Genomic DNA, 13,650 nt, shown 5'->3' with positions numbered 1-13,650 from the left:
GACAGCCCGGGATCACGCCGAGCGATGGGAGCCCGGCTCTGGATGTTGACGCATAGTTATGCATCTACTGGTAAATCATTGCTGACAACTTCTCATATGTGTACGGTAAGCAGCATCCTCATCCACTACCTCGGAGGTTTGTCGATCATGGAGACCGTGGCACCGCAGGGCTTTCGCAGCGTCACCCGGAACATGGGACTCAAGGACGTCGACGACGACTTCGCCGTCGTCGTCTCCGAGGCGCCCGCCCGTTCGGCCGCGGTGTTCACCCGCTCGCGGTTCGCCGGCCCGAGCGTCGTGCTCAGCCGCGAGGCCGCGTCCCTCCAGCGCGCCCGGGGGATGGTCGTACTCTCGCGCAACGCCAATGTGGCGACCGGTCGGGCCGGGGCGGAGCATGCCGCGGAGGTGCGGCGCACGGTCGCCGAGATCGTCGGGATCGACCCGGAGGAGCTGGTGATCGGCTCCACCGGAATGATCGGCCGGCCCTACCCGATGGAGCACATCCGCGCCGGACTGTCCGAGCTGGCCTGGCCGTTCCCCGAGGCGGACTGCGCGGCCGCCGCCGCGGCCATCATGACCACCGACACCCGGCCCAAGCACCTCACCGTGCGCTGCGGTGACGCCGCGCTCACCGGGATAGCCAAGGGGGTCGGCATGATCGAGCCGAACATGGCCACCCTGCTGACCTTCTTCTTCACCGACGCGGACATCCCGGCCGACGCCCTCGACGCGCTCTTCCGGCGCGTGATGGACCGGACGTTCAACGCGCTGAGCATCGACACCGACACCTCGACCAGCGACACCGCGGCGATCTTCGCCAACGGCCTGGCCGGTCCCGTCGACCTGGACGCCTTCGAGCAGGCGCTGCACACCTGCGCCCTGCACCTCGTGCGGGCGATCGCCTCGGACGGCGAGGGCGCGAGCAAGCTGATCGAGGTGCACGTCACCGGGGCCCGCGACGATGCGCAGGCCAAGCGGGTCGGCAAGAGCGTGGTCAACTCCCCGCTGGTCAAGACGGCGGTGCACGGCGCCGACCCGAACTGGGGCCGGATCGCGATGGCGATCGGCAAGCTGGAGGACGAGAGCGACATCGACCCGGACCGGGTCGGGATCCGTTTCGACGACCTGGTCATGCACCCCGAGGAGCCGAGCGCCGCGCTCCTGGCCCGCGCCCGCGCGTACCTCCAGGGCGACGAGGTGCTGATCCGGGTCGATCTCGGCATCGCCGCCGGGGAGTTCACCGTCTACGGCTGCGATCTGACCGAGGGGTACGTCCGGCTCAACGCCGACTACAGCTCCTGAGCCCGCCGCCGCTCAACCCCACAGCGCCTGCGCCAGCGCCGATCCGGCGTACACCGCGCCGAGGCCGGCCACCACACTGACCGCCACGTTGGCCACCGCGAGGGACGCGGCGCCGTCCTCGGCCAGCCGCAGGGTCTCGTAGGAGAAGGTCGAGTAGGTGGTCAGCGCGCCGCACAGGCCGGTGCCGATCAGCAGTTGGAGCTGCGAGGAGGCGGCCCCGGCGGTGACGGCGCCGGCCAGCGTGCCGAGGATCAGGCAGCCGGTGACGTTGACCGCGAGGGTGCCCCAGGGGAACACGCTGTCGTGCCGGGACTGGACGGCCCGGTCGGTCAGATAGCGCAGCGGGGCGCCGACAATCGCGCCGACGATCACCAGCAGCCAGTTCATACCGCCTGCTCCTCGCCGCCGGCGCGCACGACCTCGCACGCGTCCAGGGTGATCAGCCCCTGCGGGCCGAGCTCGTCGAGCTGCGGGAGAAACGCTCGCACGCGTTCCTCGGTGTCGACGATCACCACGGCCACCGGCAGGTCCTCGCCGAGCGACAGCAGCCGGTTGGTGTGGATGACCCGGGAGGCGCCGAAACCCTCGATGCCGCGGAAGACCGAGGCGCCCGCGAGTCCGGCGGCGTGCGCGCGGTGGACGATCTCGGCGAACGCGGGCCGGTGGTGCCAGGTGTCGTTCTCCCCGAGGAGGATCGTCGCCCGCAGGGCGCGGCCGGTGAGCGTCATGACTGCCTCCAGCTGATCGCGCGGCGGGTGAGGGTCGCCGCGGTCCACACTGCCAGCAGCGCCGCCAGCAGCGTCAGGGCGAGATACGCCAGGCCGGTCGCGGCGTGCTTGCCCTCGACCAGTCGGTGGATGTCCACCGCGTAGGTGGAGAAGGTGGTGAAGCCGCCGAGCACGCCGGTGCCGAAGAACGGCCGGAGCAGCCGGTGTGCCGACCAGACCTCGGTGATCAGCACCATGAAGACGCCGATCACCGCGCAGCCGGCCGTGTTGATCACCAGCGTGGCCCAGGGGAACGCTCCGGGCGCGGTCGGCCAGAGCAGTCCGGTGCCGTAGCGGGCGCTGGCGCCCAGCGCGCCGCCGACGGCGATCACCGCCAGGATGTCGCCCTGCCCGTGCCAGCTCGCGCGGCGGGGTGGGGGCGGGTTCGGGTCGACGTCGGGGTCGACGGTTCCGGCGGCCGGTCGCATCTGCGGCATATACGTCTCCTACTCGCGGGGCGCCGGTCTGCGGGCGCGCGCCAGGGCAAGTAGGGACCGTTGGCGGCGGGCTGCCGCAGTTCGGGTACGGCGGGCCCCACCGCCGCGCGGCGGCTCCGGACCGCGTCCGGGGCGACCGCTGCGCCCATTCTAACGGCCGGACTGCGCTCACCGGTCGCGGGCGGCGCTCACCGGTCGCGGGTGGCGCGTAACAGCCACTGGGCGCCGCGGCCGATCGCCGCGCGGCGGCGCTGGCGGCGCGAGACGAACCGGGCCTGAGCCGGGATCAGGCCCGGCGCGGTGCCCGCCAGATCGGCCAGCCGGCGTGCCGCCGTGCTGAGTTGGGCCAGGATCCGGCGCCGCCGGTCCGGGTCGGTGGTGCGGAGCAGGGCGGTGTGCAGTCCCTCGATCTCGGCCACCGCGGCCGCCAGCCGCAGTTCGGCGGCGTTTCCGGTGTCCCGGTCCCCCCAGAGCATCTGAGCGGTACTCCTTCCCGGCCGCGGTCCTGGCCGCGTCCGTAGCTGTAGGTTCCGGCCGTCAGCTGTCAGCCGTAGGTCAGGCCGGCGCAGACGTCGGTGTCGGCGGTCCGGATGTTCTCCGCGATACCGCTCGGGACGGCACTCGGACTCCCCGATTGGTGCCCGCCCGGTCCTGTGCCCGGGCGGGCGCTCGGCGCGGGGCCGGTCGGTCCGTCGGCGCCGAAGGACGGTCCGGCCGCCGCCAGGTAGTCGTGGCCGAGGTCGACGGCGACCCCGAAGGCCCCGGCCGCCGGGTCGGCGTTCACCTCGGCGCCGGGGAAGAACCGGGCGATCTGTTCGGCGTCGGCCCGGTGGCCGGGACCGTAGCCCACGGCGGTGACGGCCCGTGAGATGCCCGGGCTGCCGGCGGTGACCTCCAGGTACCCCTGGCCGGCCAGTTCCTGGACGGCCTTGCCGACCAGCCCGAGGGTCCCGGTGCCGTTGCGGACCACGACCGGGACGGTCAGGTCCGCACCCGCCGCCGGGGTCGCCGCGGGCGTCGCGGAGGCGGCCGGATCCGGGATCTGTCCGGTGTTCTGGCCGTCCAGCGTCCGGTCGTGGCGCAGCAGCGACCAGAGCGTGTCCACGTCGGGGTGGACCAGCGACACCCGGTCCCCGGCGTAGCGCCAGGGCGCGGTGACGAAGCTGAGGTTGCCGAGCTCGATCGAGCGCATCGACTGCGCGAAGACGGCCAGCTTCAGCGCGCTGCCCAGACCCGCGTCCACGGTGAGCGAGCGGGTCGCCGCGTCCGCGAGCGGGAGCAGCGTGGTGAGGTCGAAGCCCTGGCTCTGGATCTTCTTGAACAGCGAGCCCAGGAAGGCCTGCTGGCGCTTGACCCGGCCGATGTCCGAACCGTCGCCGATCCCGTGCCGGGCCCGGACGTAGTCCAGTGCCAGCTGTCCGGAGACGGTCTGCCGGCCCTTGGCCAGGTGGATGCCGTAGCCGTCCACCGCGTTCGGCAGGCAGACCTGAACGCCGCCCACCGCACTGGTCATCGCGGCGAAGCCCTTGAAGTCGATCACGACGGTGTGGTCGACCCGCAGCCCGGTCATCGTCTCGACGGTGTTCTGCGAGCAGGCGGGGTTGCCGGTGGGGGAGCCGCCGACGGCGAAGGCCGAGTTGAACATCTGGTCGTGCTGCGGGCCGGTCCACCGGCCGCTGGGCAGCTTGCAGGGCGGGATGTCCACCAGCGAGTCGCGTGGGATGGAGACCGCGACGGCGTGCCGGTGGTCGGCGTAGACGTGGACCAGCAGGGCAGTGTCCGAGTTGCCCGCGCCGATCGCGCCGCCGGCCAGGTCGTCGTTGCCGTTCACCCGGGTGTCGGAGCCCAGCAGTAGGACGTTGACCGGCGTGGTGCCGTTGGCGTCGGCGGGACCGGCGGCCGGACGGCTGGCGGAGATGCCGCCGCTGTCGAAGACGTTGAGGTTGCCGTTCAGGCGTTGGTAGAACCAGAGTCCGGCGCCGGCGGTGGCGAACAGCAGGCCGGCCATCGAGAGGCAGCCGATCCGCAGGGCCCTGCGGCGGTGCGGGTGTGCGTCGGTCTCGGACCGTCGTACGCTGAACCCTTCCGCCGGGTGCTGGGGGTGCTGCGGGTACTGCTGCTCGCCGGGGCCGGTCTGAGGATCGGTCATAGATACGCTCCGTGCGGTCGCCGGCGAGCCGGTCGATCAGGGGGACGGCTCGATCGTGCGTCCGGTTGCACAGTTGCGCAATTTAGCAAGTATTGGGCGGATGGCAAACCCCGCCACCACGGCCAACCGGGTGTCAGGGCCGCCGAGGGGTCGCCATGTGGCGACCTTGGCTAGGCGGCCGCGGCCGTGGCCGCGAGCGACCCGCTCGGTTCAGGTTCGGGATCCAGGGTGGTGCGGCCCGCCGCGTCGCTGAGTTTGATCATCAGACCGGTGAGCAGCCAGTTCGCGACCGTCGAGGAACCACCGGCCGCCAGGAACGGCAGGGCCTTGCCGGTCAGCGGGATCAGTCCGGTCACCCCGCCCACCACGACGAAGACCTGCAGCGCCAACGCCGCCGCCAGTCCGGTGGCCAGCAGCTTGCCGAACGGGTCGCTCAGCGCGACCGCGGTGCGCAGGCCGCGCTGGATGAAGAGCGTGTAGACCAGCAGGACGGCGGTGACCCCGGCCAGACCGAGTTCCTCGCCGATGGTGGTGAAGATGAAGTCGCTGCGCCCGGCGAACCCGATCATCCAGGGCCGGCCCTGCCCCAGGCCGGTGCCCAGCAGGTGGCCGGTGCCGAAGCTGAACAGCGCCTGGGCCGGCTGGTCCGAGATCAGCGAGGGGTCGTGCACGGGCTTGTAGTAGTCCAGCGGGTGCAGCCAGGCCTCCACCCGTCCGTGCACGTGCGGCTCCAGGGTGCCGACGACCACCGCTCCGCCGACCGCCATCAGCACACCGAGGATCATCCAGCTGGTCCGCTCGGTGGCGACGTAGAGCATCACGACGAAGACGCCGAAGAAGATCAGCGAGGTGCCCAGGTCGCGCTCGAAGATCAGCACCAGCAGGCTGACCACCCAGATCGCCAGCACCGGCCCGGCATTGCGCCCGCGCGGCAGGCTCAGGCCCCAGACCTTGCGGCCCACCAGCGCCAGCGCGTCCCGGCTGACCGTCAGATAGCCGGCGAAGAAGATCACGATGGCGAGCTTGACGAACTCGTCCGGCTCCAGCGAGATGCCGGGCAGCCGGATCCAGCGCTTGGCGCCGAAGGTGTCACCGGGGAAGAAGGCGGGCGCGGCCAGCAGCACCAGTGACCCGACCATCAGGATGTAGACGTAGCGCTGGAAGAACCGGTGGTGCTTGACCAGCACGATCAGCGCGATCGCCGCGAAGGACGCGATGAAGAGCCACATCACCTGGGAAGGCGCGGCGGGCAGCTTCTGGTAGTCACCCTTGGCGGCGTGCACGATCGCGTACGACTGGTCGAGCCGGTTGAGCAGCACCAGGCCGAGGCCGCTGAGCAGCACCGCGCACGGCAGGATCAGCGGGTCCGCGTAGCGCGCGAAGCGCCGCACCACGAGATGCAGGACGAGCGCGAGCAGCGAGAAGCCCACGCCGTAGAGCAGCAGGCCGCTGGGCATCTTGTTGTTCAGCGCGAGGTTGGCGTCGATATAGCCGTACAGCGAGACCACGACGGCGAACGCCACCAGGGCCAGTTCGAGGTTGCGGCGGCGGTCGGCGCCACGCCGCCCCTCGGCCCGCAGGCTGCCTATCACGGAATCTCCCCACCAGCACGACATCCTGGACCGGCGAATTCTCGCACGTATCCGGTGTGCCGCAGTCCACGGGCCCCTTCGCGCCCGAGAGGAGCGCGGCTACACTGAGCCCCCTTGCGAGCCGGTTCGCAGACCAGTTCGTCGAACGGTTTGCCCATCGGCTCACCGACAGTTCGAAAACCAGCGAGAGGGCGGTACGGATGACGGGCTGGTCCAGTCTCGACGACCCGTCCCCGCAGCTCCTGCAGCAGGCGGCGGCCTCCTTCGGGCTGCTCGCCTCCACGATGCGACTGCATATCGTCTGGGTGCTCAGCCAGGGCGAGGCCGACGTGGGCACGCTCGCCGACCGGGTCGGCGGCACCCTGCAGGCCGTCAGCCAGCACCTCGCCAAGCTCAAGCTGGCGGGCATGGTCTCCAACCGCCGCGAGGGCCGCCGCCAGGTCTACGAGGTGGACGACCCGCAGGTGGCCACGCTGGTCCGGCTGATGGTCGAGAAGCTGGACGACCCCACCTTCGGCGGCGAGGTGCACCGACTGCGGAGCAGCGGTGCCTGAGCGCGGGTTGCGCTCGCTGCCGCTCGCGGGACTGCGCCGGCCCGAACCCCTGGACGAGGCCTCCCGGCCTGACCCGCTCGCCAGGCTGAGCAGGCTGCAGATCCTGCGCGAGGCCGACTCCTCCCCGCGCGGCCTCACCGAGGCGCAGGCCGAGGCCCGGCTGGCCGAACACGGCGACAACACCGTGCTGCCGCGCCGCGAGGCGTCCTGGCGCCGGCGCGCGCTGAACGCCCTGCGCGACCCGTTCACCGTGCTGCTGGCCGGCCTGGCGCTGATCTGCGCGGTGGTCGGCTCGCTGGGCAGCGCGACGATACTGGCGGCCCTGGTGCTCACCGCGGGCCTGCTGCGCTTCCTCGGTGAGCGGCGCACCGCGCTGGCGCTGCGCGTCCTGCGTGAGCTGCTGCCCGGCACCGCCACCGTCTTGCGCCGGGCCGAGCGACAGGACCTGCCGCTGGCCCGGGAGATCCCGGTCGACCAGCTGGTCCCGGGCGACGTGGTCCGGCTGACCAGCGGCGACGCCGTCCCGGCCGACCTGCGACTGCTGCGCGCCGACGGCCTGACGGTGGACCAGTCGGCGCTCACCGGCGAGAGCGACCCGGTGCCGCGGCTGGCTCCGGACACCCCGCCGACGGCCGCGGCGGCCAGTGGTTTCGACGAGCCGCACCTCTGCTTCACCGGCAGCCGGGTGGTGACCGGCAGCGCGACCGGCGTGGTGCTCGCCACCGGCGACGCGACCCGCTTCGGCGCCGCGCACGCGTGGGCCCCGGCGGTCGGGGCCGGGCGCTCCGTCGTCGAGCGCGGCGTGCGGCGGGCGGTCTGGGCGCTGATCGCCTTCATGCTCGCCGCGGTGCCGCTCACCGTCGGCGCCGACACCCTGCTGCACGGTTGGAGCGCCGCGCTGCTGCCGTTCGCGGTCGCGGCGGCCGTCGGGCTCACCCCGGAGCTGCTGCCGCTGGTGCTGAGCACCGTGCTGGCGCGCGGCAGCCGGCGGCTGGCGGCCGGGGGGCTGCTGGTGCGGCGGTTCCCGGCGGTCTCCGAGCTCGGCGCGATGGACGTGCTCTGTGTCGACAAGACCGGCACCCTGACTACCGGGACGCCCGCCGTCGCGCTCTCGCTGGACCCGGCGGGCCGGCCCGATCCGCAGGCGCTCCGGCTGGCCGCCGTCGCCGCCGACGCGGCCTTCGGCCACGCCGACCCGAGCGGCTTCGACCCGGCGGACGAGGCCCTGCTGGACGCCGCCGAGACGGCCGGGCTGCTGGACGGGCCGGTGCCCACGGTGCTGGAGGTGCTCCCGTTCGACGCGGCCCGGCGCTGCGCCTCGGTGGTGTTGCGGGAGCCCGGCCGGCACGTCCTGCTGCTCAAGGGAGCACCGGAGGCGGTCCTGGAGCGCTGCGCCGAGGTGCGCACCGGAGCGGGCGGGACCCGCCCGCTCGACGAGCGGGTGCGCGCCGAGCTGGCGCAGCTGGCCGCGGAGCACGCCGGCGCCGGGCTGCGGATGCTCGCGGTGGCCCGCGCCGAGCGGGCCCCCCGGCTGGGCGGCTACGGCCCGGCCGACGAGCGGGACCTGACGCTGATCGGCTTCGTCGGCCTGCACGACGAGCCGGCCGACTCGGCGGCCGAGGCGCTCGGCCTGCTGGTCGCGGCCGGCGTCACGGTCAAGGTGGTGACCGGGGACCACCCGCGCACCGCCGTCCGGCTCTGCGACCGGCTGGGCCTGCCACCCGGTCCGGTGCTGCTCGGCGGCGACCTGGACGCGCTCGCGGCCGAGGGCGGCGGCCGGCTGGCCGAGGCGGTGCGCGGCGCCGCGGTGCTGGCGCGCTGCACCCCGGAACAGAAGGCCGCGGCGGTGCAGGCGCTGCGTCGCGGCGGCCGCAGCGTCGGCTATCTCGGCGACGGCGTCAACGACATCCCCGCGCTGCGCGCCGCCGACGTCGGGATCAGCGCCGGTACGGCGGTCGGCGCGGCCCGCGCGTGGTCGGACGTGGTGCTCGGCGACGGCGATCTGACCGCGCTGGGCCGGGCACTGGCCGTCGGCCGCTCGGCCGTCACCAGCGTGGCGGCCTATCTGCGGATCGCGCTCTCCTGCAACCTCGGCAACGCGCTCTCGATGCTGGCCGGCGGGGTGCTGTTGCCGTTCCTGCCGATGCTGCCGGTCCAGGTGCTGCTGCAGAACCTCTGCTTCGACGCGGCCCAGCTCTCCTTCGCGGTGAGCAGCCGCGACACCCGCGCCGGGCGCGCGCCGGTCCGGCTGCGCTGGGGCTCGCTGGCGCTCTTCGCGGCCCTGTTCGGGCTGCTCAACTCGGTCTGCGACATCGCGATGTTCGAGGCGATGAGCCGGGTGACCAGGGGCTTCTCACTTCCGGACGCGGCGGGGATGTTCCACACCGCGTGTTTCAGCGAGAACCTGGCCACCCAGGCGCTGGCGCTGCCGCTGCTCTACGGGGTGAGCAGCCCGGGCCTGCGTCCGCCGCGCGCGGTCTGGTGCGCGGCGGCGGCGCTGGCGCTCGGCGGCCTGCTGCTGCCCGGCAGCCCGCTGGGCGAGCTGCTGGGTTTCGAGGCCATGCCTGCGGCGGCGTACGCGGCATTGGCCGCCGTGACGGCCGGCTACGGCGTGCTGCTGCTGATCGGCCGCGTCTGTTGGCAGCGCTCCCGGCTCTCGCGGCTCTAGAGGTTGGCGCCGGTCAGGATGCGCTGCAGCAGGTCGCGCAGGGTGGTGCGCTCGGCCTCGTCCAGGGCGGCGAGCGGCTCGCGGGCGAAGTTCAGCGTCTTGCGCAGCTCCTCGGTGGCGGCCTGACCGGCTTCGGTGGCGGCGACCAGCTTGACCCGGCGGTCCTGCGGGTCGGCCTCCCGGGTGACGAACCCGCGGGTCTCCAGCCGGTCGACGATGCCGGTGATGTTCGACGGCTCGCAGCTCATGGTCTGGGCGATGTGCCGCATCGGCATCGGGCCGCGCCGCAGCAGCGCCAGCACCTTGGCCTGGGCACCGGTGAGCGAGCGGGCGGCCGCGGCCTCCTCGTACTCCCGGTGGAAGAGGGCCACCAGGCCCGCCATCAGGTCCACGACCTCGCGGGTCAGATCGTCGGCCGACACTGGCACGGGTTCGTTCGACATGCCGACAGCGTACCTGAATATTTGACAACCTGAACCTTTCATGTCCATGGTTGCTTCAGTAAGTCAACCTTTGATGTGGACCAGAGAGCAGGGAGCAAACCGATGGCAGAGCAGACCGTGCCGACCACCGCCCGTGAGTGGCACCTCAAGGCCCGGCCGGACGGCTGGCCCGTCCCCGGTGACTTCGACCTCGTCGAGGCGCCGGTTCGTCAGCCTGCCGAGGGCGAGATCCTGGTCCGCAACGCCTTCCTGTCGGTCGACCCGTACATGCGCGGCCGGATGAACGACGTGAAGTCCTACATCCCGCCGTTCCAGATCGGCGCGGCGATGGACGGCGGCGCGGTCGGCTACGTCGTCGCCTCCGCCGCCGAGGGCTTCGCGGTCGGCGACGCGGTGCTGCACGGCCTGGGCTGGCGCGAGTACGCCACCGTGCCGGCCAAGGGCGCGGTCAAGGTCGACCCCGAGCTCGCTCCGCTCTCCTACTACCTCGGCGTCCTCGGCATGCCCGGGCTGACCGCCTACGCCGGCCTGCTGGAGGTGGCGAGCCTGCAGAAGGGCGACGCGGTCTTCGTCTCCGGCGCGGCCGGCGCGGTCGGTTCGCTGGTCGGCCAGATCGCCCGCCTCAAGGGCGCCTCCCGGGTGGTCGGTTCGGCCGGCTCCGCGGCGAAGGTCGCCAAGCTGGTCGACGACTACGGCTTCGACGCCGCGTTCAACTACAAGGACGGACCGGTCCACGAGCAGCTCGCCCAGGCCGCCCCCGACGGCATCGACGTCTACTTCGACAACGTCGGCGGCGAGCACCTGGAGGCGGCGATCGGCGCGCTCAAGGTGCGCGGCCGGGCCACCCTGTGCGGCGCCATCGCGCAGTACAACGACACCACCGCGCCCGCCGCCCCGCGCAACCTCGCCCTGGTGATCGGCAAGCGGCTGCGCCTGCAGGGCATGCTGGTCGGCGACCATGCCGCGCTCCAGCCGCAGTTCGTCGCCGAGCTGGCCGGCTGGCTGAAGGACGGCAGCCTGCGCTACGACGAGACCGTGGTGGACGGTGTGGAGAACACCCCCGAGGCCTTCATCGGCCTGCTGCGCGGTGACAACACCGGCAAGATGGTGGTCAGGCTCGCCTCCTGATCCCTCGTCAGAACCTCCCGCGCCCCGGTGGACCGCCAAGGTCCCCCGGGGCGCGCGCGGTTGTGCCGCGCGACCCCCGGAGTGCGGATTCCGGCCGGTTCCGAGAGAGCGTCAGACATGCTTCGGCCCGGCGCGATAGCGTGGCGGCAGCGCCGTACCGGAGCTTGATGGGGCCGTTCGGGGGAGAGATCCCGATCAGGGGTAGACCTCTCTGTGGAACTGACTACCATGGTTGAAGCCTGTCCGTTTTGAGCAAGTTAGTTACCTAATGTCGATTGACCAGCGTGACAAACGGGCAGGAAACCGCCATGTGGCGCTCAGGACCAACCGGCCACGGGCACGAGGCAGCTGGGGAAGGCGACCCTCGTCCACAGCCTGGAGGTCCCGGTGACGACACGTGGAGTCCTGTACATCCACTCCGCGCCCCGCGCGCTGTGCCCGCACGTCGAATGGGCGATGGCGGGCGTACTCGGCGTGCGGGTCAGCCTCGACTGGATCCGCCAGCCGGCCGCGCCCGGCCACTGGCGGTCCGAGTTCTCCTGGCAGGGGGAGCCGGGCACCGCGTCGCGGCTGGCCTCCGCGCTGCGCGGCTGGCAGCTGATGCGCTACGAGGTGACCAGCGAGCCCTGCGCCACCGCCGAGGGCGAGCGCTACAGCAGCACCCCCAGCCTGGGCATCTTCCACGCCGTGACGGGCATGCACGGCGACATCCTGATCCCGGAGGACCGGCTGCGCGCCGTCCTGCTGCGGGCCCGTAACGAGGGCGGTGACCTGGAGGCCGAGATCTCCCGGCTGCTCGGCAAGCCCTGGGACGACGAGCTGGAGCCGTTCCGCTACGCCGGCGAGGGCGCGCCGGTGCGCTGGCTGCACCAGGTGGTGTGACGCCGACGGGCGGGCCCCCAGTGGGGGCCCGCCCATCGCGAACGGTTGATCAGCGTGCCTGGTCTCAGACGCTGCGGAAGGCCAGCACCACGTTGTGGCCGCCGAAGCCGAACGAGTTGTTCAGCGCGGCGATCTGGCCCTGCGGCAGCTCACGGGCGGCGATCCGGACGATGTCCGCGTCCACCTCGTCGTCCACGTCGTCCAGGTTGATGGTCGGCGGCGCCATCCGGTGGTAGAGCGCCTGGACGGTGGCCACCGTCTCGATCCCGCCCGCGCCGCCCAGCAGGTGGCCGGTCATCGACTTGGTCGCGGAGACGGCGACGTGGTCCAGGTGCTCCCCGAGCTCCTTGCGCAGCGCCTTGATCTCCGCGATGTCGCCCTGCGGGGTGGAGGTGGCGTGCGCGTTGACGTGCACCACCTCGGCCTTGTCCAGGCCGGTGGACTCGAACAGCTGGGCCAGCGCGCGGGCCACGCCCGAGCCGGTCGGCTCCGGCTGCGCGATGTGGTGGGCGTCCGAGGAGAGCCCCTGGCCGACTGCCTCGCAGTAGACCCGGACACCGCGCGCGGCGGCGTGCTCGGCGGACTCCAGGATCACCACGCCGGCGCCCTCGCCCAGCACGAAGCCGTCGCGCGCCTTGTCGTACGGGCGCGAGGCATGCTGGGGGGCGTCGTTGTTCTTGGACATCGCCATCATGTTGGCGAACGCGACGATGGGCAGCGGGTGGATCGCGGCCTCGGTGCCGCCGGCCACCACGACGTCGGCGCGGCCGGTACGGATCATCTCGATCGCGTAGCCGATCGCCTCGGCGCCGGAGGCACAGGCGGAGACGGGGGTGTGCACGCCGGCCCGGGCACCGACCTCGATGCCCACGTTGGCGGAGGGGCTGTTGGGCATGAGCATCGGCACGGTGTGCGGGGACACCTTGCGGACGCCCTTCTCCTTCAGCACGTCGTACTGGTCGAGCAGCGTGGTGACGCCGCCGATGCCGGAGGCGATCACGGCGCCCAGGCGCTCGGGCTCGATCGCGGAGGACTCGTCGGTGGCCGGGGTCTCGAAGCCGGCGTCGGCCCAGGCCTCACGCGCGGCGATCAGCGCGAACTGCGCCGAGCGGTCCAGCTTGCGGCAGAGCGGGCGGGGCAGGATCTCGCTCGGCTCGATGGCGGTGCGCGCGGCGATCCGGACCGGCAGATCGGCTGCCCACTCCTCGGTCAGCGCGGCCACGCCGGAACGGCCGGCGAGCAGGGCCTCCCAGGTGGAGGCGGCGTCGCCGCCCAGCGGCGTGAAGGCGCCGATACCCGTGACGACCACGGTGCGGTTTTCAGCGGTCACTGGTTCTTCTTCTTTCACGTGTGCAGGCGGTGCCGGCCAAAAAGGAGGGGGCCCGGTGGGGGCGGCGGATCCCGCCACCCCCACCGGAGGGGTACATCAGGAGGCGTTGGCGAGGATGTAGTTCACCGCGTCGCCGACCGTCTTCAGGTTCTTGACCTCGTCGTCCGGGATCTTCACGTCGAAGCGCTCCTCGGCGGCCACGACGACCTCGACCATGGACAGCGAGTCGACGTCCAGGTCGTCGGTGAACGACTTCTCGAGCTCAACGTCCTCGGCCGGGATACCGGCGATCTCGTTGACGATCTCGGCGAGACCTTCCAGGACCTCGTCCTTGGTAGCCATAGTGGCTGCTCCTCATTCGGTGGTGTTGGCGTCCCGCGGGTGCGCGATGCCGGTTC

The 13,650-nt window shown here is 72.4% G+C and carries 14 protein-coding genes; 5 read left to right on the top strand and 9 right to left on the bottom strand.

The genetic code is table 11. The features are described from left to right. The first annotated feature begins 138 nt into the window (after positions 1–138). A complete protein-coding gene (gene argJ / locus BS80_RS36480; RefSeq protein ID WP_408607475.1) occupies positions 139–1,302 on the top strand; it encodes a bifunctional glutamate N-acetyltransferase/amino-acid acetyltransferase ArgJ in 1,164 nt (387 codons plus the stop codon). Positions 1,303–1,314: 12 nt separating this feature from the next. Here argJ and crcB (BS80_RS36475) read toward each other — a convergent pair whose 3' ends face one another. The 6 genes from crcB (BS80_RS36475) to BS80_RS36450 all read right to left on the bottom strand — a co-directional run bounded on the left by crcB (BS80_RS36475) (position 1,315) and on the right by BS80_RS36450 (position 6,247). Then, complete coding sequence (crcB, locus tag BS80_RS36475) at positions 1,315–1,689, bottom strand: fluoride efflux transporter CrcB (RefSeq protein WP_035806037.1); 375 nt, start codon at positions 1,687–1,689, stop codon at positions 1,315–1,317. Continuing rightward, positions 1,686–2,030 (bottom strand): DUF190 domain-containing protein, encoded by a 345-nt coding sequence (locus tag BS80_RS36470; RefSeq protein ID WP_035806035.1) that lies wholly within the window; start codon positions 2,028–2,030, stop codon positions 1,686–1,688. The genes crcB (BS80_RS36475) and BS80_RS36470 overlap by 4 nt, the downstream gene beginning before the upstream one ends. After that, a complete protein-coding gene (crcB, locus tag BS80_RS36465; RefSeq protein ID WP_035806034.1) occupies positions 2,027–2,506 on the bottom strand; it encodes a fluoride efflux transporter CrcB in 480 nt (159 codons plus the stop codon). The genes BS80_RS36470 and crcB (BS80_RS36465) overlap by 4 nt, the downstream gene beginning before the upstream one ends. A 188-nt stretch (positions 2,507–2,694) precedes the next feature. Continuing rightward, complete coding sequence (locus tag BS80_RS36460) at positions 2,695–2,982, bottom strand: hypothetical protein (protein ID WP_051967659.1); 288 nt, start codon at positions 2,980–2,982, stop codon at positions 2,695–2,697. Positions 2,983–3,050: 68 nt separating this feature from the next. Then, positions 3,051–4,655: an LCP family protein gene (locus tag BS80_RS36455; protein WP_035806031.1), complete on the bottom strand. Its 1,605-nt coding sequence runs from the start codon at positions 4,653–4,655 to the stop codon at positions 3,051–3,053. A 170-nt stretch (positions 4,656–4,825) separates the two neighbouring features. Next, the gene (locus tag BS80_RS36450) at positions 4,826–6,247 is read right to left on the bottom strand and encodes an FtsW/RodA/SpoVE family cell cycle protein (RefSeq protein ID WP_232246778.1); all 1,422 of its coding nucleotides are present in this window, start codon (positions 6,245–6,247) and stop codon (positions 4,826–4,828) included. 200 nt (positions 6,248–6,447) lie between these two features. On the opposite strand from BS80_RS36450, the gene BS80_RS36445 reads away from it, so the two are divergent. Further along, a complete protein-coding gene (locus BS80_RS36445) occupies positions 6,448–6,801 on the top strand; it encodes an ArsR/SmtB family transcription factor (protein ID WP_035806030.1) in 354 nt (117 codons plus the stop codon). Beyond that, a complete protein-coding gene (locus tag BS80_RS36440; RefSeq protein WP_157536779.1) occupies positions 6,794–9,469 on the top strand; it encodes a cation-translocating P-type ATPase in 2,676 nt (891 codons plus the stop codon). Before BS80_RS36445 ends, BS80_RS36440 begins: the two co-directional genes overlap by 8 nt. Here the strand turns inward: BS80_RS36440 and BS80_RS36435 are convergent. Further along, on the bottom strand, positions 9,466–9,912 hold the full coding sequence (locus tag BS80_RS36435) for a MarR family winged helix-turn-helix transcriptional regulator (protein ID WP_035806027.1): 447 nt from the start codon (positions 9,910–9,912) through the stop codon (positions 9,466–9,468). The genes BS80_RS36440 and BS80_RS36435 overlap by 4 nt on opposite strands. A gap of 102 nt (positions 9,913–10,014) precedes the next feature. On the opposite strand from BS80_RS36435, the gene BS80_RS36430 reads away from it, so the two are divergent. Together BS80_RS36430 and BS80_RS36425 are read left to right on the top strand one after the other, a co-directional pair. Then, positions 10,015–11,040, top strand: coding sequence for an NADP-dependent oxidoreductase (locus BS80_RS36430; protein WP_035806026.1), 1,026 nt, complete (start codon positions 10,015–10,017; stop codon positions 11,038–11,040). 387 nt (positions 11,041–11,427) lie between these two features. Further along, the gene (locus tag BS80_RS36425; protein ID WP_035806024.1) at positions 11,428–11,922 is read left to right on the top strand and encodes a DUF3145 domain-containing protein; all 495 of its coding nucleotides are present in this window, start codon (positions 11,428–11,430) and stop codon (positions 11,920–11,922) included. A 64-nt stretch (positions 11,923–11,986) separates the two neighbouring features. Here the strand turns inward: BS80_RS36425 and fabF are convergent, their stop codons facing one another. After that, a complete protein-coding gene (gene fabF, locus BS80_RS36420) occupies positions 11,987–13,252 on the bottom strand; it encodes a beta-ketoacyl-ACP synthase II (RefSeq protein ID WP_035806022.1) in 1,266 nt (421 codons plus the stop codon). A gap of 96 nt (positions 13,253–13,348) precedes the next feature. Further along, the gene (locus BS80_RS36415) at positions 13,349–13,594 is read right to left on the bottom strand and encodes an acyl carrier protein (RefSeq protein WP_035806020.1); all 246 of its coding nucleotides are present in this window, start codon (positions 13,592–13,594) and stop codon (positions 13,349–13,351) included. Positions 13,595–13,650: the final 56 nt, after the last annotated feature.

This window comes from Kitasatospora mediocidica KCTC 9733, from assembly GCF_000744225.1.
Lineage (GTDB): Bacteria > Actinomycetota > Actinomycetes > Streptomycetales > Streptomycetaceae > Kitasatospora > Kitasatospora mediocidica.
Note: the sequence above shows the minus strand (reverse complement) of the source record. Positions and strands in the feature narration are given on the sequence as shown.